The following is a 21,063-nucleotide window of genomic DNA, read 5'->3' as shown; positions in this document are numbered from 1 at the left end:
ACCGTGGGCGCGCAACCTCGCGCTGTCGCCGTCGGAGCCGCTCGCCGTCGTGGCGCCGTGTGCTGTTCGTCCAGGAAGGCGGCCGGCTCGGCTACGGCGACAGGGTGACCGGCTCCCCGGACCCAGCCGACGCGTACGCCGCCTCGACGATCTCCACTGTGCGCAGGCCCACGTAGCCGTCGGGCTGCGGCGTCCGGCCCTCGCGGATCGCGTCGACGAACTCGGCCAGCAGCAGGGCGTCGGCGTCGACTCCGTAGGAGAGGTTCACAGCCGCGCCTCGCGACTGGGAGAAGCCGGTCACCAGTTGGGCGAACGCGTCCAGGTCGGCCGCACCCGCCGTCCCCACGACCTGCAGCGTGAGACCGCCCCAGATCGGGTAGCCGTCCGGCTTGGACCAGCTGCAGTCGATGGTGGCGACGATACCGCCCGGGTACTCGATGGAGACCAGACCGGCCGTCTCGACCCGGAGTTCGGGGTGCAGGACGTTGCTGGCCTGGGCGTAGACGCTGCGCGGCCGCGCGCCACCGAGGAGCGCGTCCATCAGATCGGCCACGTGCACCGTGTGGTCGGTGAGCGCGCCTCCACCGGCGAGGTCCGGATAGGTGAACCAGGCCCGGCCACCCGGCACCCGGCCGTTGTTGGTCCCGGTCACGGCGCAGATCCGGCCCAACTGACCGTCGTCGAGCCGCTGGCGCAGCGCGGCGAACACCGGGGAGAACCGCACCGGGAAGGCGACCATCAGGTGCACGCCCGCGGCCTCGCACGCCTTGACCATCGCCGTCGCGTCCTCGACGGAGGTCGCCAGCGGCTTCTCGCACAGCACGTGCACACCGGCCGCGGCGAGCAGCTCGACGTGTTCGCGATGGCGGACGTTCTCGGAGCACACGACCACCGCGTCGGGCCGCCACGCCAGCAGCGCGTCGATGTCGTCGGCGTACGGCACGCCGAAGCGTTCCGCGGCCGCCGCGCCGCCGATCTCGCCGTCCGGACGCGCCTCGTGGCCGGGGTCCGTGGACAGCACCTCCACGTCGGGCATACCGGCCAGCACTCTGGCGTAGGAGGCGGCGTGCAGATGCGCGAAGGACAACAGGCCGATACGCAGTGGGGGGCGGTTCATGCCACGCTCCTGTGGTCGCCGGCGGTGATGCGGACCGCGGTGCCGGTGCGCATCGAAAGATTCGCTGCTTCGGCAAGGCGGACGGCCTCGAGTCCGTCCGCGGCGCTGACCCGGGGCGCCGGTCCGCCGGTGCAGGCGGCCAGGAACTCCCGCAGCTCCGTCGTGTACGGGCTCTCGGTGAACGACCGCGGCGGCAGCAGCCCCCGGCCGTCGTTGCCGGCACCGCCGTCGAACGTCAGCGACGCCTGCCGGGCGGAGTCATGATGGACGAGGCCGTCGCTACCGGCCACCTCGAACCAGGTGCGGAACCTGCTGCCCGGCGGCATCCACGCCCCGCTGACGTAGCTCAGGGCCTCGTTCTCGTGGGTGAGGACGACCTGGGCGCTGACCACCTCGTCGGTCTCGACGGACCGGGCGAAGACCTGCCGCACGGGGCCGGCGGTCCAGCGAGCGAGGTCGAGGTCGTGGATCATCTGGTCCATGACGATGCCGCCGCTGAGCGCCGCGTCGGCGAACCAGGCCGCCCTCGGCCTCGCGCCGGACCGCGAGAACCGCTGCACCGCGATGCGGCCCACGCCACCCGCGGCGACATGTCGCTGCATGACGGCGTACTCCGGGAAGTACCGCACGACGTGGGCCGGATACAGCCCGACGCCGGCGCTCTCGCAGTCGGCGATCAGCTGCGTCGCCAGCTCCGAGGTCAGCGCCAGCGGCTTCTCGCAGACGACGTCGCAGCCGGCGGCCGCAGCGGCCCGCACGATCTCCGCGTGCGTGTGCGTCGGCGTGCAGACATCGACGACGTCGGCGCCGTCGAGCGCCTCGGCGAGGCTCCCCGCGATGACGTCCGGACCCAACCGGTCCCGCAGCCCGTCGCCGTACTGCTCGGAGAACACCCGCAGCCGCACGCCGAGCTCCTGCCACGCGGGCACGTGCACCTGTGCGACGCCGCCGGCGCCGATGACCGCCACCGTAGGTGGTGTGGACACGCTTCTCTCCTTCGCTCCGCGCCGGACCGCCTGCTGCACGGACCGCCATCGTCATCGTCGTGCAAGCGGTTGCAAACCTAGCGACCCGGCGAACGACGCGTCAAGGGAGACCCGGAGCGCCGTGGCTGACGCTCGCGCACCCGGGCGAAGTACTCGTCGAGCCGTTCGAGCTCGAATCGCTCGATGACGTCTGTGGCGGACAGCCCCTCGCGTTCCGAGCTCAGGGCCACGACGCCGATCAGTCCGGGATCGTGGATACGGACGTCCGGCCCGTACTCGCGCCGGATCGCGTCGAACTTCGGTCCGTTGTGGTCGATATGGATCAGCACCGTGTCGAGGTTCACCGTCCCCACGGCTTCATGGCGATAGTTCGTGCTGGACGCGATCACCTCGCCGAACGGGCTCAGCACCGCGCTCCTCGCCGGCGGGTAGACGGCGCCGGCGAAGTGGGCCCGAGCCGTATATGCCCAGTGGGTCTGGAGGGAGCCGCCGTGGAACGCCGAGCTGAACGCCACCAGGTCCGGCCCCAGCCCGGCCACGTCACGTAGCAACTCGTCGAAGTTCAGGTCGAAGCAGATCGCCGGCGCGACCAGACCGAAGTCGAGCTGGATGCCCCGAGCGCCGGTGCCGGGTGTCAGCGTGACGGCCTCGCCATCGGTCAGGAAGGTCTTGTCGTAGACGCCGGCGATCTCGCCGCGACGGTCGATGAGCTGCGTCGAGTTGAACCGGCCGTCGGGGGTCACCCGGAGACCGGAGTAGGCGATGTTGGCGCCGATCTCCGCGGCCAGCTCGACGAACGCGTCCCGGACCCGGTCGCCGCGGACCTGGAAGTACTCCTCGAGCAGGTCCGCCGGGTAGCTCGCCGCCGGCCGGTCGCAGTGCTCGGGCAGCACCACGAGGTCCGGCCGCGCGTACCGCACCGTCTCCAGCCGGTCCCGCCAGTGCGCGATCATCCGCTGACCCGCGTCGGCCGGCCGCACCTCCGCGCCCAGCCGCAGCGGCTCCGCCGACACGGTCGCCACCGTCACCCGGTTCACCACGAACGATTCGCCTCACCCATCCGGCCTACTTCAGGCCGCTCAGGACGACGCCGCGGACGAAGTGGCGCTGGAGGACGACGAAGATGATCAGGGTCGGGATGAACATGATCACCGCACCGGCCATGGTCGTGGCGAGGGGCGCCTGTTCTTCGAGGAGGCTGTTCATGCCCACCGTCAAGGTGTAGTGCTCCGGCGATCGCTGCGACACCAACGGCCAGAGGAAGTCGTTCCAGTGCCACAGGAACACGAACGTGCCGAGCGTGACCATGATCGGTTTGGTCTGTGGCAGGACGATCGACCAGTAGATGCGGAACTCGCCTGCGCCGTCGATGCGGGCAGCCTCGATCAGCTCGTCGGGGATGTCCTGGATGAACTGACGCATGAGGAACATCGCTTGGACGTTCGCGATGGTCGGGGCGATGAGTCCCCACATCGTGTTCAGGCCGCCCATCTCCGACACGATGATGAACTGCGGAATGAGCGTCAGGTGACCCGGCACCATCAGCATCGCCACGAACGACCAGAAGATCAGCTCCTTGCCGAAGAACCGCTTCTTGGCGAACGCGTAGCCGGCCATCGAGGCGCAGACCAGCACGAGCACGACGGAGACGACGGAGTAGATCGTCGAGTTCAGCGCCCACGTCGCCATGCGCGAACCGCTCAGAGCCGCCTGGTACCCGTCGAAGGAGATGACCGACGGAATGAGCGAATCGGGCAGCCTGATGGCCTCGCCGGGCTGCAGGGAGATCGCGATCATCGCGTAGAACGGGAAGGCCGTGGCCACCGCGGCGAGAATCAGCAGGAGGTGCACCGGGCTGGGGCGCCTGCGCCGCGACCGGCGACGCGGCATAGCCGCGCTCCGGTCCGCGGCCGGGGGCGCGCCGGTGGGTGGCGCCGTTGTCGTCGTCATGCCTTGTTCCTCCCCATCATCCGGCGCTGCACGAGTGAGGTGATCAAGGTGATGACCAGCAGCACGACGCCCGCTGCGCTGGCGTAGCCGAAGTCGAAGTAGGCGAAGCCCTGGTCGTAGATCATGTAGGTCAGGCTGTAGCTGGAACGGACCGGACCGCCGCCGGTCATGACGAAGATCGTGTCGAACACCTGGAACGATTTGATGATCTCCAGGACGATCACGAAGAACAGGGCCGGTTTGAGCAGAGGCACGGTCACGTGCCGGAAGCGCTGCCATGCGTTGGCGCCGTCGAGGCTCGCGGCCTCGTAGTAGTCCTTCGGAATCGCCAGCATGCCGGCGAGCAGGATCAGCATGTCGTAGCCGAAGTTCTGCCAGGCGCTCACGATCGCCAGCGACGGCAGCACCAGGGTGTCACTCTGGAGCCAGCCGAACGGCCCGAGTCCCACCAGGCCGAGGAGCCAGTTCAGCGGGCCTTCCTGACCGAAGATCCACACCCAGATGATGCCGGACATCACCGCGCTGGTGACAACGGGCAGGAAGAAGATCGAGCGATAGATGCTCATGCCACGCAGGCTGCGGTCGCACAGCGCCGCCATCGCGAGCGAGATCCCCACCGTCAACGGGATGGCGATGACCGTGTACACCGCGGTGACCCGCAGTGCGTTCCAGAAGACCGGGTCCTGGAACAGCCTGGTGAAGTTGTCCAGGCCGATGATCTCGTACGCGCCGGAGATCTTCCAGTCCGTGAAGCTCAGGAAGATCGCGAAGAACGTCGGCGCGATACGGAAGACCAGGAACAGGACGACGTACGGCAGGATGAAGACGTAGGCGATCACCGCCTTGTCCGACTTCCACCAGGCCTTCCGGCGCTGCTCCGGAGGCGCTTGCGCAGCTACGGCCATCGGCCTCTCCTCGTGAATTGGGGTGCCGGGTGAGGCCACGGTGACCTCACCCGGCACAGGATGACGTCGCTCAGCCCCGGTCCAGGAGGCCATTGACCTCGTCGGCGGCGGCGTCGAGAGCGGCCTGCGGCTCGACGCGGCCAAGGATCGCGGCTTGGACGTGCGGCGAGATCAGGTCCATGATCTCCCGGGCCTGCGGGTGCAAGAGCCCTGGCCACACGAGGTCGAGGTATTCCTCCTGCGCGGCGAGCTTCGGGTTGTCGGCGAACAGGCCGGTGATCGACGCACGAGGCGAGTGGTAGCCGCCCGCCGTCGTCAAGAACGACTCCATCTCCGCCTCGGAGGTCAGGAAGTCGATCCATGCTTTGGCGGCCGGGATGTTCTCGCTGGTGTTGAAGATCGACAGACCGCCGACCGTGCCGTTGGTCGACTGCGCGGCGTCCTCGATGGGGGGACCGACCTCAAGAGTGGCCGGGTCGACGATGTTCGACACCGCCGCCAGCCCGCTGTACGGCATGAACGCGACCTCACCGAGGCCCGCGGCGGTCTGCTCGAACGGCTCGAGCACCGTCAGGCTCTGCTGCGGCACGTACTCGTTCTCGGCGAGCTCACGCAGGATCTCCAGCGCCCGGACGCCCTCGGGCCCGTTGAACGCTGCCTCGGTCATGTCCTCGTTCAGCACCTCGCCACCGGCTGTGCGCAACTGCTGGTAGAAGGTCCCGTTGAGGGTCACCTCGATGGCGCCCTCGTACTGCGTCAGGTAGTACCCCGCACCCTTGACCGCCGGCGCGATGGCCAGAGCGTCGTCCCACGTTTTCGGGCACTCAACGCCGGCCGCCTCGAGGACGGTGGTGATGCAGATCATCGAGTTGACGCCCATCAGCCACGGCACGCCGTAGAGCTCACCGTCGTACGTCATCGCGTCCAGACCCGCCTGCCGGAAGTCGTCGACGTCGTCCTCGATCACGTCGGCGACCGGCTCCAGGAATCCCTCCTCCACGAAGCGTGGAATGAAGTCCGGGTTGAAGTACACGACGTCCGGCGCCTCACCACCGGCCAGCGACGTCGTGAGCTGCTCCTCGCGGCCCTGGAACGGCTGGACGATGACCTCGACCTCGACGTCCGGGTACTCCTCGTTGAACCGGTCGACGACTGGAGCCCAGTAGCTGTCTTCCCCGGTCGTGCCGATGGGATAGGTCCAGAAGACGACCTTCCCCTCGACCGAGTCAGGGTCGCCGGACGCCGCCTCGTTCGCGTCGTCGCCGCCGCAGCCGGCCAGGAACAGCGTCAGGCCGGCAACCACTGCCGCATACCGTGTGACCTTCGTCTTTCCCATGATGTCCCTTTCCGGGCCTGGGTTCTGTGTCCGCTTGCACGCCCTCGAGGGCCGCTGCGGCCGGCCGAGCCTGGCGCCACTGCAAGCGGTTGCAATAACCTAGCCGGGCCGTTGCGGCCCGTCAAGCATTCGAATTCGGCCGAGACCGCTCTGTGACGTCAGGCGAGGCGGTCGTAGGCGTCGACGGTCACTTCGTGCTGCAGCGGCGCACCGGCGGCGAAGCGGCCGAGCTCGTCGACGACGATGTCGCCCTGCTGGTGGCGGGCCTCGACGGTGCCGCCGGCGACGTGCGGGGTGACGATGACGTTCGGCAGCCCGAGGAAGCCACTGTCCGCCGTCAGCGGCTCCTCGTCGAAGACGTCGAGGCCGGCGAGGAGCCGGCCGGACGCGACCTCGCGCAGCAGCGCGTCCTGGTCGACGCTCCAGGAGCGCGCGGTGTTGACGACGACCGCGCCGTCCGGCAGCGCCGCCAGCTGGCGTGCGCCGACCAGGTGCCGGGTCTCGTCCGTCGACGGCGCGTGGACGCTGATGACGTCGCACGTCGCAAAGAGCTCGTCGAGCCCCACCAGCTCGACGCCGTCGGCCGACGCGGGGTCGGCGTACGGGTCGAACGCGGCGACCGTCGCCACCCCCAGTCCGCGCGCCATCGACGCGAAGTGGCGGCCGACGCGGCTCAGGCCCACGACGCCCACCCGGCGGGCCGCGAACGACCGGCCGAGCTCCGGTTCGCGCGCCGCCGCCCAGTCGCGGTTCGTCCACAGCTCGCGGTCGTGGCGGTGCAGGTTGCGCAGCAGCGCGAGCACCAGCGTGATGGCCAGCTCGGCGACCGCCGGCGCCATCGCGGCGGCGCCGCCCTGGGTGAGCCGGAGCCCGTTCTCGAGAGTGGTGCGCGGGAACAGCCCGCGGACGGAACCGGCGGTGTGCGCCGCCAGGCGCAGCCGCGGGCCGCGCACCACTCCAGGCAGGAACGGCGCGGTGCTCCAGGACGTGAGGATGGCGTCGTAGCCGCTCGCGACGTCGTCCGGCAGCACCGCCCTGCCGTCGCCGGCGGCGACGTCGATCTGCGCGAGCGAGCGAAGTCGCTGCTGCGCCTCCGGCGTGTACAGCCGGTCGAACTCGTCCGGGCGGATGGCGACGTAGACCTTCAGGTCGGTCATGTGCGTGCGTTCCTCTTCTGCCGTGATGGGTCGGGTCGATCGAGCTCCGCGGCCAGCCAGGCATAGCAGGCGGCCAGGACGTGATCGGGCGGGGCGTGCCCGTTGTCGTGGTAGAGCGTCCGCACCCCAGCCGCTCCCGCCCGGCCGACCAGGTCCTCGTTGTGCCGGCCGTCGGAGTCGCCTCCGCCGGCCAGCAGGAACGGCCGCCGCCCCACCAGCCGCAGCAGCTGGTCCTGGTCCCGTTCGGCAGGGACGTGCGCGCCGAGGTACCAGGGATCGGACCAATTGGAGTGGGCGAAGCCCAGACCGGCCTCGTGGGCGACCGCCGCCCCGATGCGCACGTCGAGGGCGGCCAGGTGCAGGACGAGCTTGGCGCCGAGCGAATGCCCGAAGGCGCCGATGCGGGCGGGGTCGATCCACGGCACCGACGTCAGCGCGTCGACGGCCAGCAGCAGGTCGGCGACGCCGCGGCCGAGACCCGTCATGGGCAGCGACGCCCGGTGCCGGGCCGCGGGCGGCCCGTAGCGCTCGTGCAGCGACGCCGTCGCGTCCGCCGGACCGGCCACCCGCTCGAACCACCACGGGACGGCGAGCACCGCGAAGCCGCGGTCCACCAGGTGACGGCCGTACGAGTACGACCGCAGCCGGGCGTCGGACCAGCCGCGGGTGCGCTCGGTGCGCTCGCCCAGCACCGTCGCGACCTCGTAGAACGGCACCACCACCGCGGGCAGGCGGCCCGGCTGGTCCGGCGCCACGAGCGCCGCCTCCAGCACCGAGCCGTAGGAGGTCAGACGGACGGTGTGGCGCCGCACACCGGAAGCGTCCGGCACTTGGGCGTCGACGGCGAAGGTCCCCTCGGGATCGCGCACCGCGCCGAGCCAGGTCGTCCACCAGGCGCGGAGCGCGGTCTCCTCCCCCGCACCGCCGGCCGCCGTCACTCATGCCCCGCAGCCGACCACGGCAGCGGCGAACCGCCGGAGTCGGCACTAGCCTGGGCGAGCAACGCGACGCGGGTGGCGAGCAGGCTCGCGGCGGTCGAGATCTCCGGCTCGGCGCCGGCGGCCACGGCGTCGAAGAAGTACGCGGCTGGCGGGCGGCCGGGCGGCAGGGGCTCGGACCACGGGGCACGGTCGTGCGTGGCCACCTGCACCGTGCCATAGGCCCAGTCCAGCTCGGCGGTCCCGCGACTGCCGGTGAGCCGCATCCGATAGTGACCATGCAGGTCGGCTGCCTCCGGCGAGAGCCAGCTCGCCTCGAGCGTCGCCGCGGCGGAGCCCGCTCGCAGCAGCACCGCCACGTGGTCGTCGAAATCAGCGCCACCGGCGGCGCCGGTGGTGCCGGTCAGCGCCGCCACCGTTCCCGACGTCGCACCGGACAGCGCGAGCACGAGGTCGATGTCGTGCACGGGAAGGTCGGCGGCGATGCCGCCGTAGCCGTCGCGGCGCAGGAACCACGGCGGCCGGTCCGCCAGCCGCAGCTTGTGCGGGCCTGTGCTGGCGACCAGGGCGAGGTCCCCGAGCGTGCCGTCGTCCAGCAGCCGGCGCGCGGCCAGCGTCGCCGGGTAGAACCGCTTCTCGAACATCACCGAGACGTGCCGGCCGGTCCGCGCCGCCGCGGCGGCGACGGCGTCGAGCTGCTCAAGCGACGTGCAGAGCGGCTTGTCGGCCAGGACGTGAGCGCCTGCCTCCAGCGCCGCTACGGCGGCGGCGCCGCGCTGGGCGTAGACCCCGGCGACGACGGCGACGTCCACCTCGTGCCGGTCCAGCAGCGTCGCGACGTCGTCGTACAGCGGCACGTCGCCCAGGCCAGCCAGGAAGGCCGACCGCGACGCGGCGTCCGACTCGGCCGCCGCCACCAGGACGACGTCGTCGCGCCGCGCGGCCTCGTCCAGGGCGAAGCCGACGTGCCCATGTGCGGCGCCGAGGACCGCGAGCCGGACAGCCGCGCCCGTCTGCCGAATGACCATGCGTCTCCCGTCGCCGTTCCGCCCGATCGCGGCTCAGCGTAGATGCTGCGGACGGTGTTTGCAACCGCTTGCAGGCGCGTTACCGCCGGCCCGGGCTGGCCACCGAGGAGCGCATGATCAGGTGGGTCCCGATCAGCAGCCGTGCTCCACCCGGCCGTACCGCCTCTTCACCCAGGGCGATCCGGGCCGCTCGCCGACCGAGCTCGGCGAACGGCATGTGCACGGTGGTGAGCGCCGGCACGAGATAGCCGGCGTTGTGCTGGTCGTCGAAACCCACGACCGACAGCGTGTCGGGCACGGGCCGCCCGATGGAATGCGCCGCCTGCAGGACACCCATGGCGAGCTCGTCGCTCTCTGCGAAGATGGCCGTGACGTCGGCACGCTCGGCCAGCAGCGAGATGGTCGCCGCGTGGCCGTGACTCGCTTCCCGATCCCCGGTCCGGACCAACCCGCCGTCGAAGGGCAGACCGAAGTGGTCGAGTGCCTCGCGGTACCCGGCGCTGCGGGCGTCACTCGTGGTGTTGCCGGTGGGGCCACGCACGAGGGCGATCGTCCGGTGCCCACGGGAGGCCAGCAGCCCCACGGCCGCCGACGCGCCGCCGACGTTGTCGTAGTCGAGCACCACCACGCCCGGCACATCCAGGTCACGCTCCATGGTGGTCGCGCGGCCGCTCAGGACCAGCGGCTTGCCCCGATCACGGAATTCGCGGGTGATCCGCATGAATCGGCGGGCGTAGTCGGCCGTGAGCTGGAAGCCACCGGCGAGGATGACGCTGCCGATCCGGTCGTCGTTGACGAACGCCGCCAGCTGGGCGAGTTCACGATCGGGGTCGGCGTGGCTGACCGCGCAGACGCAGTACCGTCCCGCGTCGGACGTAGCCTCCTCGACTCCGGCGACGATCTCGGCGATCACCTGGTGCCTCATCACCGGAACGATCACCCCGACCATCGGGCGAGGCCGCCAGGAGCGCGCGTCCACCGCGTAGCCGAGCTCCTTGACCGCGGCGAGCACCCGTTCCCGCGTCGCGGACGCGACCGGACGGCCGGTGTTCAGCGCGCGCGACGCGGTCGCCACCGAGACGCCGGCGCGTGCGGCGACCGCTCGCAGGTTCGGACGCTTGTCCACTGACCCACCCTCCGGGTTGTAACAGAATTGGAACATCTTGCAGGACTTCTCCACGGCTGGCCAGCATGGTGCGCGACCTCATCCGTCGAGTCGCACCAGAGGAGTTGCGCCATGAATCGAAGGTTGCGCTGGCGAGCAGCCCTAGCCACCGCGGCGCTGTCCGTCTCGTTCCTGACGGCACCACACGCCGCCGCGGACGGGCAGCCGGCCAGCAATGACCCCGTCGTCCGGGAGATCCTCGACGGTGACCCGGCGATCTCTTATCTGGGCGCCCCGGTCAAGTCGCAGATCCCCGGCGTGCCCGTCGTGGGAATCGAGGACGGCCGGGCGGTCGGGTACCAGATGTTCAAAGGCATCGGCGACACCGACCAGCCCGGGACGTTCGTCGTCTTCGACCTCGAGACCGGGCAGACCCTGCGCACCTTCCCGATTCCTGGCGCCGACAACACCTGGGGCTCGGTGGTGGCGGCGGACGGCCGGGTGTACTTCTCCACGTACCACGACTACGCCCTGCACCGTTACGACCCCGCCACGAAGACGGTCGAGGACCTCGGCCCGATCGATCCCGCCGCTCCGAAAAACGCCTATCCATGGCAGATCTCGCGCGGGCCGGGCGATTCGGTGTTCATCGGGACCTATCCGAAGGGTGACCTGTGGCAGTTCCATCCCGACACGGGCACGTTGGAGAACTGGGGTCACCAACCCTGGGGGCCGGCCGATCCCGCCCAGTCCCAGTATGTCCGCTACGTCTCCTACGATGCCGAACGCAACGATCTGTTCGTCTCGACCGGCTCGGCCGACCCTGCCGTGTGGAGGCTGGACGTCGACACCCGTGCCGCTGTCCGGATCACCAACGAGCTCGAGCAGCCCGGAATCTCGACTGAGAGCTTCATCTCCTCGGTGACCGTCATCGGTGATCGAGTGTTCGCCCGCGGCTACACGTCGAAGAAGCTCCTCGTCATGGACCTCGACGGAAACACCGAGTACTGGGGCAACGCAGGAGGGAGGCTCAGCGTCCAGGGGCACACCTTCGTCGCGCACCCGACCGACGCCGACAAGGTGCTGTTCTCCAACGGAAAGCAGCTGTGGAGCTACAGCCTCAGCGGCCGGAGCGTCGCCGCCACCGGTGCCGACATCGGCAGCTACCTCAGTGACGCGGTCGCCGACCCGGACGACTCGACTCGGTTGCTCGGACTGTCAGGCACCGGCTCCTTCGCGCTGGACCTGGACACTCCGGCCAGTCCGTCCCTGCACCCGTTCTCCTTCGCCCAGCCGACGGTGCTCGAGACCGTCCTGCCGGGCCCGGACAACACGATGTGGGCGGCCGGCTACATGAGCTCACTCGCCCGGGTGGACACCACCGGCACCGGCATCGAGTACCCGACCCTGCAGGTCTCCCGGCAGTACGAGTCCTCGATCGTCCGCGACGGCTTGATGTATCTCGGCGCCTACACCGGCAGCTCGTTCCAGGTCTACGATCCAAAGGCGCCGTCGGTGGCGCCGCGCACCCTGTTCACCGGCACGGCGCAGGGCTTCGACCGGCCGATCACCATGACCTACGACCCGGTCGAGGATAAGGCCTACATGGGCTCGATTCCGGGGTACGGCCTCAACCAGGGCGGTATCTCGGTATGGGACTTCGCCACCTCGACGGTCGAGCACTACCGCACCGAAGTCGCCGTCGATCAGGGTGTGTCCTCAGCCGTGTACAACCCCGGCGACGGGATGGTCTACCTCGGCACCAACGTCGACGGCGGCAACGGCCACCCCGACAGCGGACAGACCGAGGCGTACCTGATCACCTGGGACCCGAAGACCGACACCAAGGTCCGCGAGATCATCCCGGTGCCGGACCGACGCGGCGTCACCGGCCTCACGGTCGGGCCTGACGGCAAGATCTGGGGAGTCGCCGAGGACATCCTGTTCATCTACGACCCAGCGACCCGGCAGGTGGAACGGAAGGTCACGATCCTCGGGAGCGGATACGGCACCGGCAGCTACTGGTCCTGGGGATACCTCTCCTACTCCAGCAAGGACCACCGGATGTACGCCTCTCTGGGCAATCGGTTGGTGCGCATCGACCCGGCGACCCTCGAAGTCAGCAACGTGGGCGTCGGCAAGGGCTCCCGGCTGCACGCCGATGACGAGGGCAACCTGTACTTCCTCGCCTACTACGGATCGCAGCACCTCTTCCGGTACACCCCCGACAGCCCGCCCCCGCCGGAGGACGACGTGCGGCCGACGGTGTCGTTGGCGTCACCCACGACCGGTGGCCCGTTCCGGGAGCTGGCCGTTCAGGTCGATGCGGCCGACGACGCCGGCCTGGAGAAGATCGTGGCGAACGTCTATCGCGACGGCTCGCTCGTCACAAGCACGCAGAGCCCTGCCGACGGCGCGACGTCCGCGTCGCACACCGCCACGGTTCGGTTGCCCGACGGGCGGTACACCGTCAAGTACAACGCGCACGACCTGGCTGGCAACGTGTCGAGGACGGGTTCGTTCACGGTCACGATCGACGGCACGGCACCGAGGGCGACGATCAAGAGCGGACCCTCGTACACGGTCGCCACCGGCGAGACGTACGACCTGATCAGCTTCAAGCTGCATGATGCCGGGAAGATCGACAAGGTCACGTTGAACGGCACCGAGAAGGACCTGACCGACAACGTGTGGTCCGACGTCAACTTCATCGCGCCGCCGCGGTTCGGCGCGATCCACGGGGAGAACGTCCTGGTGGTCCACGACGTCGCCGGCAACACCACCACCGTCGAGTTCACGCTGAACTGAACCGGCGAGCAGCCCTGCGCCTTCCGTGACCCGGGAGGCGCAGGGCTGCTCGCGATCGAACGCTCCGCGGTCGCTACCCCGCTGGTGAAGACGTCACGCGAGATCCTTCAGGCGCACGCGCGTGCCGGACCGGGCCGCTTCGTAGATGCCGCAGAGCAGGCGGACGGTGTCGACGGCGTCCTCGGCGTCGGCGCCGTAGCGCTCCCCCGACCCGATCGCCTCGACGATCGCCCGCCACATGCGGGCGTGCCCGGCGGCGCCGATCGCCAGCGGGTCGGCGGCGCCGCTGGCCACCTGGTCGTCCGACGAGGGCGCGGGCACCCCCTGCACGTCCCATCGCAGCACCTCGCCCTGGCCCAGCTCGACGACGCCGGACGAGCCGTGCAGGGCCAGTGTGGCCGGCGCACCGGGCGGCGTCGCCGTAGACGTGCTGACCAGCCCGAGCGCGCCCGAGGCGAACCGCAGCGTCGCGACCGTCGTGTCCTCGGCGTCCATGTCGCGGCCGAGCGTCGCGTACTGGGCCGTGATCTCCTCGACCGGCCCGCACAGCCAGCGCAGTAGGTCGACGTTGTGCACGCCCTGGTTCAGCAGTGAACCGCCGCCACCGGCCATGGACGTCCGCCACGGCGCCGCCGCGTAGTAGGCGTCGTCGCGGTGCCAATGCACGTGGGTGGCGCCCAGCCGGATCGCGCCCAGCCGCCCGGCGTCGGCCAGTGATTTCAGGGCGGCGTACTCGGGTTCGAAGCGGCGCTGCGCGACCATGGCCACCAGCCGCCCGCGCTCACGCTGCAGCGCGGCCAGCCGGACGGCGTCGGCCACGGTGGTGGTCAGCGGCTTCTCGACGACCACGTGCCGACCGGCCTCGACGGCGGCCACGGAGAGCGGGGCGTGCCACTGCGTCGGCGCGCACACGGCGACGACGTCGACGCCCGGGTGGCGCAGGACCGCGTCCGGCGACAGCCTGACGGCCTCCGGCCACCCGGCCGCCGCTGCCGCGTCCGGCCGTCCGCCGCTGACGGCGCGGACCTCGACCCCCTCGACGTCGCGCAGGGCTCGCGCGTGGGTCACCCCGATGCTGCCCAGGCCGACGATGCCGACGCCGAGTGTCGCTGCTGCCACGGTCGCTCCTCTTCCGCGCGGACGGTCCGACGTGCTGGCCGGGGCCGGATTCGGGGCCACTCTACGGGCCGCGAGACTTGACCTGCAACCGCTTGCAAGGCAAGCTGGCCGCACCCCCCGACCCGACGCAGGGAGCCACCCGACCGTGAGACGTATCGGCTTCATCGGCACCGAGAACTCCCACACCGATCACTTCCTCCGCTTCCTCAACAGCGAGCAGCGCCACCCCGGGTTCCGGGCCGTCGCCCTCGCCGGCGGCAGCACCGCGCGCAACGAGACACTGCGCGCCCAGGGCGGCATCGAGCAGCTGGTCGACGATGCCGCCGACCTCGTACAGCTCGTCGACGCCGCGATCATCTCCACCCGCGACGGCGCCCGGCACCGCGAGCAGGCCGAGCCGCTGCTCGCCGCCGGCCTGCCCGTGCTGGTCGACAAGCCGTTCGCGACCACGGTCGACGACGCCGTGGCGATGCTCGACGCGGCGGAGAAGACGTCGGCCGTGCTGGTGTCCTGCTCCGCGCTGCGGTTCGTCCCGCAGCTCCCCGACCTCGTCGACGAGGCCGGCCGGGGCGCGCTGCGGCAGCTGAGCATCGTCGGGCCGGGCGACCCGGACAGCGAGTACTCGGGCCTGTTCTTCTACGGCATCCACCATGTCGAGGCGGCTCTGGAGATCCTCGGCAACCCGGTCGTCGAGCCCGGCTCGGTGGCGGCGAGCGTGACGCGCGACGGCGACACCACGGTCGCCCTGCTGCGGATCGCCGGCGTGGCGGTCGTCCTCACGTTCGTCGTCCCGGACGACGACCACCGGGTGCCGTTCCACGCCACCGCGACCGGAGTCGACGGCGTCGTCGCCCGCGAGCTCACCCTCGACCGCGACTACAACGCACCGGCGCTGACCCGCTTCGTCACGGCCGTCGAGACCGGCCGGACGCAGTCCGGCCGCGAGCAGCTGCTGTCCCCCGTCGTCGTGATGAGCGCGATCGTCGAGGCGCTGGAGAACCGGACGGAGCGCCCATGACCTCGTCCGTCCTGCCGCGCGTCGGCGTCATCGGCGTCGGCGTGATCGGCCGCGCCCATGTCGAGCGGCTGCTGTCGCCCGCCTCGCCGGCCGAGCTCGCCGCCGTCGCCGACGCCGACCCGGACGCCGCCCGCGCCGTCGCCGCCGAGTACGGCGCCGAGGCCGCGCCGTCGGCCGAGCAACTGCTGGCCCGCGACGACGTCGACGCCGTCGTCGTCTGCGTCCCCTCCGGCCTGCACGCCGACGTCGCCGTCGCCGCGCTCGACGCGGGCAAGCACGTCCTGCTGGAGAAGCCGCTCGAGGTGAGCGTCGACGCGGCCGACCGCATCATCGACGCGGAGAAGCGGTCCGGCAAAGTCCTCAGCGTCGTGAGCCAGCGCCGCTTCGCCGCGGAGAACCAGTTCCTGCACCGCACCATCGCCGCGGGCGGTCTGGGACGCGTCACCACCGCGAACATCGAGATCGCGCTCTGGCGCACGCAGGAGTACTACGACTCCGGCGCGTGGCGCGGCACCTGGGCGCTGGACGGCGGCGGCGCGCTGATGAACCAGGGCGTGCACCTGGTCGACCTCGCGCTCTGGCTGCTCGGCGACGTCGAGGAGGTGTACGCCCACAGCGGGCTGCTCGCCCACGAGCGCATCGAGGTCGAGGACGCCATCACGATCACGGCACGTTTCGCCGGCGGCGCGCTGCTCACGTTCCTCGCCACCACGACGGCGTACGGCGACCTGCCGCTGCGGGTCGCGGTGACCGGCGACGGCGGCACCGTCGTCACGCTCGCGGAGAAGATCACGCACTTCGTGACGCGCGACGGCCGCGAGGTCCCCGAGTTCGACCCGGTCGACCAGCAGCTGGCCCAGCTGTCCGACTTCGTCGCCGCGATCCGCCATGGCGCCCCGCCACTGGTGACGTCCGCGCAGGCCCGCGCGGCGGTCGCGTTCATCGAGGCCGCCTACGCGTCCGCGCGCACCGGCCGCCCGGTGCGGCCCCGATGAGCGGCACGGTGGCGGACCCCCGCCTCGCCGCCCTCGCCGGCGGCGACCGGCCCTTGGTGTGGTCGTTCATCGGCGACAGCGTCACGGCCGCGAGCTGGCACACGTGGGGCGCGCGCGGCTTCGCCGAGCTGGTCCACGAGCGGCTGCGCGAGCTCGGCCGGGTCCGCGACGCCGTCGTCAACACCGGCGTGAGCGGCTGGCGGGTGGGCGACCTGCTCGGCTCCCTCGACGACATCGCGCTGCGGTTCCAGCCGGACCTCGTCGTCATCGGGACGGGGCTCAACGACACCCGCGGCGGCGCCGACGGCGTCGGCGAGTTCCGCGACCGGTACCACGAGCTGATCGGCCGCATCCGCGCGGACTCGTCCGCGACCATCGTGGCGCAGACGCCGAACGGCACGCCGCCCACGGCGCCGGAGCACGTCGTGGCCCACCTCGACGCCTACGCCGATGTGATCCGCGCGGTCGCGAAGGAGGCGGACGTGCCGCTGGTCGACCATCATGCGGAGTGGGCGGCCACCGACGCCGGCCCGTGGTTCCACTGGCTCGGCCACGGCTGCCATCCCAACGCGCACGGTCATCGGGCGATGGCGCGCACGCTGCTCCGGTCGTTCGGGTGCTGGGACCCGGCGGCGCGGACCGGCCGGTTGACGATCCCATGAGGCCGGTCCGCCCGCCGGCCGAGCTGTTCGACCTCACCGGCTCGCGGGCCGCGGTGGTCGGCGGGACCGGCGTGCTCGGCGGCCGGTTCGCGGCCTGCCTGGCCGCGGCCGGCGCCGAGGTGACGGTGCTGGGCCGGTCCGCCGAGCGCGGCGAGGCCGTCGTCGAGGGCATCCGCGACGCCGGCGGCAGGGCGGCGTTCGTCGCCGTGGACGCGACCGACCGGGCCTCGGTGCGGGACGCCGCGGCCCGGGTCGGGCGCCTCGACGTCCTCGTGGCCGCGCCCGGCGTCAACAGCACGACCCCGTTCGCCGAGATCGACGACGCCGAGTGGTCGCGGCTGCTCGACGTCAACCTCGGGTCGGTCTTCCGGCTCTGCCAGGCGTTCGCGCCGCTCATGGCCGGCCGGCCCGGCGGCGCCTCGATCATCACCGTCTCGTCCGCGTCGTCCGGCCCGCCGCTGAGCCGCGTCCTCGGCTACGGGGTCGCGAAGGCGGGCGTCGGCAACCTCACCCAGTACCTGGCCCGCGAGCTGGCGCCGGACGGCATCCGCGTCAACGCGATCGTGCCGGGGTTCTTCCCGGCCGAGCAGAACCGGGCCGTGCTGACGCGGGAGCGGATCGACTCGATCGTCGGCCACACGCCAATGGCTAGGCTCGGTGAGCCGGAGGAGCTCGACGGCGTCCTGCTCTGGCTGGCCTCCGGCCGCGCGTCGGGCTTCGTCACCGGAGCGCTCGTCCGGGTCGACGGCGGCTTCTCCGCGATGACGATCTGACCACACGAGGGAGACCCATGAGCATCGAACAGGCCGAGGTCGTCGTCACGAGCCCGGACCGGAACTTCGTGACGTTGCGGCTGACGACCGCCGACGGGCTGGTCGGGCTGGGCGACGCGACGTTGAACGGGCGCGAGCTGGCCGTCGTGGCGTACCTGCGCGATCACGTGGTGCCGCTGCTGATCGGCCGCGACGCGCACCGCGTCGAGGACACCTGGCAGTTCCTCTACCGCAGCGCCTACTGGCGCCGCGGCCCCGTCACCATGGCCGCCGTCGCCGCCGTCGACGTCGCGCTGTGGGACCTCAAGGCCCAGGCCGCCGGGATGCCGCTCTACCAGCTCCTCGGCGGCGCCTCCCGCGACGGGCTGCTCGCCTACGGCCACGCCTCCGGCCGCGACCTGCCCGAGCTGTTCGACAGCATCCGCGACCACCTCGACCAGGGCTACCGCGCGATCCGCGTGCAGACCGGCGTCCCCGGGCTGAAGGCGATCTACGGCATCGCCTCGAACAGCACCGGCGTGCGCTACGACCACGAACCCGCCCAACGCGGAGCCCGCCCGGCCGAGGAGGACTGGGACACCCGCGCCTACCTGCGCCACCTCCCCGGCGTATTCGACGCCGTCCGGAACGAGTTCGGCCCCGAGCTGCCGCTGCTGCACGACGCCCACCACCGCCTCACCCCGATCCAAGCCGCGAAACTCGGCCAGACGCTCGAGCCCTACGACCTGTTCTGGCTCGAGGACTGCACCCCCGCCGAGAACCAGCAGGGACTACGCCTGGTCCGCCAGCACACCACCACCCCACTGGCCATCGGCGAGATCTTCAACACCGTGTGGGACTACCAGACCCTGATCACCGAACAGCTCATCGACTACGTCCGCTCCGCCGTCACCCACACCGGCGGCATCACCCACCTGCGCAAGATCCTCGACTTCGCCGCGCAGTACCAGATCAAGTCCGGCATCCACGGCCCCACCGACATCTCCCCCGTCGGCATGGCCGCCGCCCTGCACCTGGGCCTGGCGATCCACAACTTCGGCATCCAGGAATACATGCAACACGGGTCGCGCACGAACGAGGTCTTCCACCAGACCTTCACCTGGAAGGACGGCTACCTGCACCCCGGCGACCAGCCCGGCCTCGGCGTCACCCTCGACACCGACGAAGCGGGCCGCTACCCCTACGAACAGGCCTACCTCCCCTACAACCGGCTCGCCGACGGCACCGTCCACGACTGGTGACGCCGGCGGGCGGAGCCGGTGGGTGGGGGACGCCGGCAGGGGTAGGCTGCGGGCGTCCGAGCGAGGAACGAGCGAGGCGGGCGGGGCCGGCGTCCCCCACCCACCGGCGTCCCCACCCTCAGGCGTGCACGACCGTGCCGGCCACCTCGGTGCGGACCGCCACCCACGCCTCGGCGTCGGCCTCGACCAGCACGCGGTCGCCCGCGGCCGGCCCGCCGAGCAGGCGGGCCGGCGTCGTGCTCGCCATGGCCCACAGGGTGGCGGGCTCGAACGGCAGCTGCTCGGTGGCCCAGCGGACGCAGTCGAGCAGGCTCGCGCCCGACCCGGCCAGCAGCGACGTCCCGGCCAGGCGCAGCGCGCCGCCCGGCTCGACGGTGACCCGTCCGCCGACGCTCGTCTCGTACGTGCCCGGCGGCGCGCCGGCCAGCGGCGCGGCGTCGCTGACCAGCACCGACCGCTCGGGCGTCTTCGCCCGGATCATCGCGGTGAGTGCGTCGGCGGGCAGGTGGTGACCGTCGGCGATGAACATCGCCGTCAGCCGGTCCTCGGCCAGCTGGGCCCAGAGGTGGTTGGGGTGCCGCGGCAGGACCGGCGCGCACCCGTTGCCGAGGTGAGTGCTGAGCGTGGCGCCGTGGCCGGCCGCGGCCCGGACGTCGGCGGCGTTGGGCGCGGCGTGGCCGAGGGAGACAGCGACACCGCGACGCACGGCGTGCGCGATGTAGGCGGCGGCGCCGTCCCACTCCGGCGCGAGCGTGACGACGCGCACCAGGCCCTCGCTCGCGTCGATCCACCGGTCCAGCTCGGCGGTGTCCGGCGGCCGGATCCAGGCCGGGTCGTGCGCGCCGCGGGCACCGTCGGCCGCGGAGAGGTGCGGGCCCTCGACGTGGATGCCGGCAATGCTGTGCGCGATCAGCGGGCCGGCCCGGCGGGCGGCGGCGACGGCGCGCATGGCCGCCGCCAGCCGCGCCTCGCTCCCGGTGATCAGCGTGGGCAGGTACCGGGTGACGCCGGCCGTCCAGAGCTCACGGGTGAGCGCGACGACGTCGTCGGCGGCGATGTCGTCGCGGTTGAGGTCGATGCCGCGGAAGCCGTTGACCTGCAGGTCGACGAGCCCGGGCAGAAGACCGGACGGCGGCGCCATCGGGTCAGTCGATCCCGCTGGCGGCAGCGGCGTCCAGATGCACCGTCGCGGCCGGGTGCCGGCGGATCGCGCTGGCCGGGCACGCCGCGGAGATCGGGCCGGTCAGCGCCGCCGCCACCGCGGCCGCCTTCGGCCGCCCGAGCACGGTCGCGACCAGGGTGCGGGCGCTCAGCAGCGCCGGTACGGTCAGCGTGATCGCCCGCCCGGGCACGTCGTCGACCTGCCCGAACAGCCCTTCGGCCACCTGCTGCCGGCGCGACGCAGGGGCCAGCTCGACGGTCCGGACGAACCGGGTGTCGTCGAGGTCGGTGCCGGGCTCGTTGAACGCGATGTGCCCGTTGACGCCGAAGCCCAGGCAGGTCAGGTCGACGGGCTCGGCCCGCAGCACCGCCTCGTAGCGGTCCGCCTCCGCCTCGGCGTCACCGGACGGGTCGATGCGGGCGAACGACGCGAACCGGTCCACCGGGAGCCGCTCGGCCAGCCAGGCGCCGAACGCCCGCGGGTCGGCCGGGTCGATGCCGATGTACTCGTCCATGTGCAGGCCGTGCACGCGCGACCAGTCGATCCGGTCGTCGCCGGCCAGCCCGCTCAGCATCGCCTCCTGCGACGGCGCGCTGGCGAAGATCACCCGGGCCCGGCCCGAGTCCGCGATCGCGGCGACGATGGCATCGGCGGCCGCGCGCGCCGCGGAGGCGCCGGCTTCCTCGGCGGAGCCGGAGATGGTGACGGGGACGCCGTCGGTGGCGGGGATCGTCGTCATGGAGCGGGTTCCTCGTGTCTCTCT

The 21,063-nt window shown here is 71.6% G+C and carries 19 protein-coding genes; 6 read left to right on the top strand and 13 right to left on the bottom strand.

The window, feature by feature from the left end; all coding sequences use genetic code 11:
• Positions 1-91 precede the first annotated feature (91 nt).
• The 10 genes from BLU82_RS06250 to BLU82_RS06210 all read right to left on the bottom strand — a co-directional run bounded on the left by BLU82_RS06250 (position 92) and on the right by BLU82_RS06210 (position 10,579).
• Complete coding sequence (locus tag BLU82_RS06250) at positions 92-1,117, bottom strand: Gfo/Idh/MocA family protein (protein ID WP_092617205.1); 1,026 nt, start codon at positions 1,115-1,117, stop codon at positions 92-94.
• Positions 1,114-2,103: a Gfo/Idh/MocA family protein gene (locus BLU82_RS06245; RefSeq protein WP_092617202.1), complete on the bottom strand. Its 990-nt coding sequence runs from the start codon at positions 2,101-2,103 to the stop codon at positions 1,114-1,116. Before BLU82_RS06245 ends, BLU82_RS06250 begins: the two co-directional genes overlap by 4 nt.
• A gap of 77 nt (positions 2,104-2,180) precedes the next feature.
• Positions 2,181-3,131, bottom strand: coding sequence for a carbon-nitrogen hydrolase family protein (locus BLU82_RS06240; protein WP_157740648.1), 951 nt, complete (start codon positions 3,129-3,131; stop codon positions 2,181-2,183).
• A gap of 37 nt (positions 3,132-3,168) precedes the next feature.
• Complete coding sequence (locus BLU82_RS06235; RefSeq protein WP_092617196.1) at positions 3,169-4,053, bottom strand: carbohydrate ABC transporter permease; 885 nt, start codon at positions 4,051-4,053, stop codon at positions 3,169-3,171.
• On the bottom strand, positions 4,050-5,051 hold the full coding sequence (locus BLU82_RS06230) for a carbohydrate ABC transporter permease (RefSeq protein ID WP_197682766.1): 1,002 nt from the start codon (positions 5,049-5,051) through the stop codon (positions 4,050-4,052). The genes BLU82_RS06235 and BLU82_RS06230 overlap by 4 nt, the downstream gene beginning before the upstream one ends.
• A complete protein-coding gene (locus BLU82_RS06225; RefSeq protein ID WP_157740646.1) occupies positions 5,029-6,261 on the bottom strand; it encodes an ABC transporter substrate-binding protein in 1,233 nt (410 codons plus the stop codon). The genes BLU82_RS06230 and BLU82_RS06225 overlap by 23 nt, the downstream gene beginning before the upstream one ends.
• 191 nt (positions 6,262-6,452) lie before the next feature.
• Complete coding sequence (locus tag BLU82_RS34035; protein ID WP_157740644.1) at positions 6,453-7,451, bottom strand: hydroxyacid dehydrogenase; 999 nt, start codon at positions 7,449-7,451, stop codon at positions 6,453-6,455.
• A complete protein-coding gene (locus BLU82_RS34030) occupies positions 7,448-8,389 on the bottom strand; it encodes an acetylxylan esterase (protein ID WP_157740642.1) in 942 nt (313 codons plus the stop codon). Before BLU82_RS34030 ends, BLU82_RS34035 begins: the two co-directional genes overlap by 4 nt.
• Complete coding sequence (locus BLU82_RS06215) at positions 8,386-9,417, bottom strand: Gfo/Idh/MocA family protein (RefSeq protein WP_092617187.1); 1,032 nt, start codon at positions 9,415-9,417, stop codon at positions 8,386-8,388. The genes BLU82_RS34030 and BLU82_RS06215 overlap by 4 nt, the downstream gene beginning before the upstream one ends.
• Positions 9,418-9,496: 79 nt before the next feature.
• Positions 9,497-10,579 carry a LacI family DNA-binding transcriptional regulator gene (locus tag BLU82_RS06210; protein WP_255367114.1) on the bottom strand — a complete coding sequence of 361 codons (1,083 nt, stop codon included), beginning with the start codon at positions 10,577-10,579 and terminating at the stop codon, positions 9,497-9,499.
• A 75-nt stretch (positions 10,580-10,654) separates the two neighbouring features.
• On the opposite strand from BLU82_RS06210, the gene BLU82_RS06205 reads away from it, so the two are divergent.
• Positions 10,655-13,330, top strand: coding sequence for a PQQ-binding-like beta-propeller repeat protein (locus tag BLU82_RS06205; RefSeq protein WP_157740640.1), 2,676 nt, complete (start codon positions 10,655-10,657; stop codon positions 13,328-13,330).
• Positions 13,331-13,423: 93 nt separating this feature from the next.
• On the opposite strand, the gene BLU82_RS06200 is transcribed toward BLU82_RS06205, so the two are convergent.
• A complete protein-coding gene (locus BLU82_RS06200; RefSeq protein WP_197682765.1) occupies positions 13,424-14,449 on the bottom strand; it encodes a Gfo/Idh/MocA family protein in 1,026 nt (341 codons plus the stop codon).
• Between the two features lie 145 nt (positions 14,450-14,594).
• On the opposite strand from BLU82_RS06200, the gene BLU82_RS34025 reads away from it, so the two are divergent.
• From BLU82_RS34025 to manD, 5 genes are read left to right on the top strand one after another with little or no spacing between them, the layout of a single operon-like run.
• On the top strand, positions 14,595-15,467 hold the full coding sequence (locus BLU82_RS34025; protein WP_157740638.1) for a Gfo/Idh/MocA family protein: 873 nt from the start codon (positions 14,595-14,597) through the stop codon (positions 15,465-15,467).
• Entirely contained in the window at positions 15,464-16,462 is a 999-nt protein-coding gene (locus BLU82_RS06190) for a Gfo/Idh/MocA family protein (protein WP_092617174.1), read from the top strand. Before BLU82_RS34025 ends, BLU82_RS06190 begins: the two co-directional genes overlap by 4 nt.
• Positions 16,459-17,124 (top strand): GDSL-type esterase/lipase family protein, encoded by a 666-nt coding sequence (locus BLU82_RS06185; protein WP_092617171.1) that lies wholly within the window; start codon positions 16,459-16,461, stop codon positions 17,122-17,124. The genes BLU82_RS06190 and BLU82_RS06185 overlap by 4 nt, the downstream gene beginning before the upstream one ends.
• Positions 17,121-17,897: an SDR family oxidoreductase gene (locus BLU82_RS06180; protein ID WP_092617167.1), complete on the top strand. Its 777-nt coding sequence runs from the start codon at positions 17,121-17,123 to the stop codon at positions 17,895-17,897. The genes BLU82_RS06185 and BLU82_RS06180 overlap by 4 nt, the downstream gene beginning before the upstream one ends.
• A 17-nt stretch (positions 17,898-17,914) precedes the next feature.
• On the top strand, positions 17,915-19,138 hold the full coding sequence (gene manD, locus BLU82_RS06175) for a D-mannonate dehydratase ManD (protein ID WP_092617164.1): 1,224 nt from the start codon (positions 17,915-17,917) through the stop codon (positions 19,136-19,138).
• A gap of 118 nt (positions 19,139-19,256) precedes the next feature.
• Here manD and BLU82_RS06170 read toward each other — a convergent pair whose 3' ends face one another.
• Both BLU82_RS06170 and BLU82_RS06165 read right to left on the bottom strand, forming a co-directional pair.
• Positions 19,257-20,279, bottom strand: a complete 1,023-nt coding sequence (locus BLU82_RS06170; protein ID WP_092617161.1) for an N-acetylglucosamine-6-phosphate deacetylase — start codon at positions 20,277-20,279, stop codon at positions 19,257-19,259.
• A gap of 4 nt (positions 20,280-20,283) precedes the next feature.
• On the bottom strand, positions 20,284-21,039 hold the full coding sequence (locus BLU82_RS06165; protein WP_157740636.1) for a 6-phosphogluconolactonase: 756 nt from the start codon (positions 21,037-21,039) through the stop codon (positions 20,284-20,286).
• Positions 21,040-21,063: the final 24 nt, after the last annotated feature.

Source organism: Jiangella sp. DSM 45060, from assembly GCF_900105175.1.
In the GTDB taxonomy this organism is placed as follows: Bacteria; Actinomycetota; Actinomycetes; order Jiangellales; family Jiangellaceae; genus Jiangella.
Note: the sequence above shows the minus strand (reverse complement) of the source record. Positions and strands in the feature narration are given on the sequence as shown.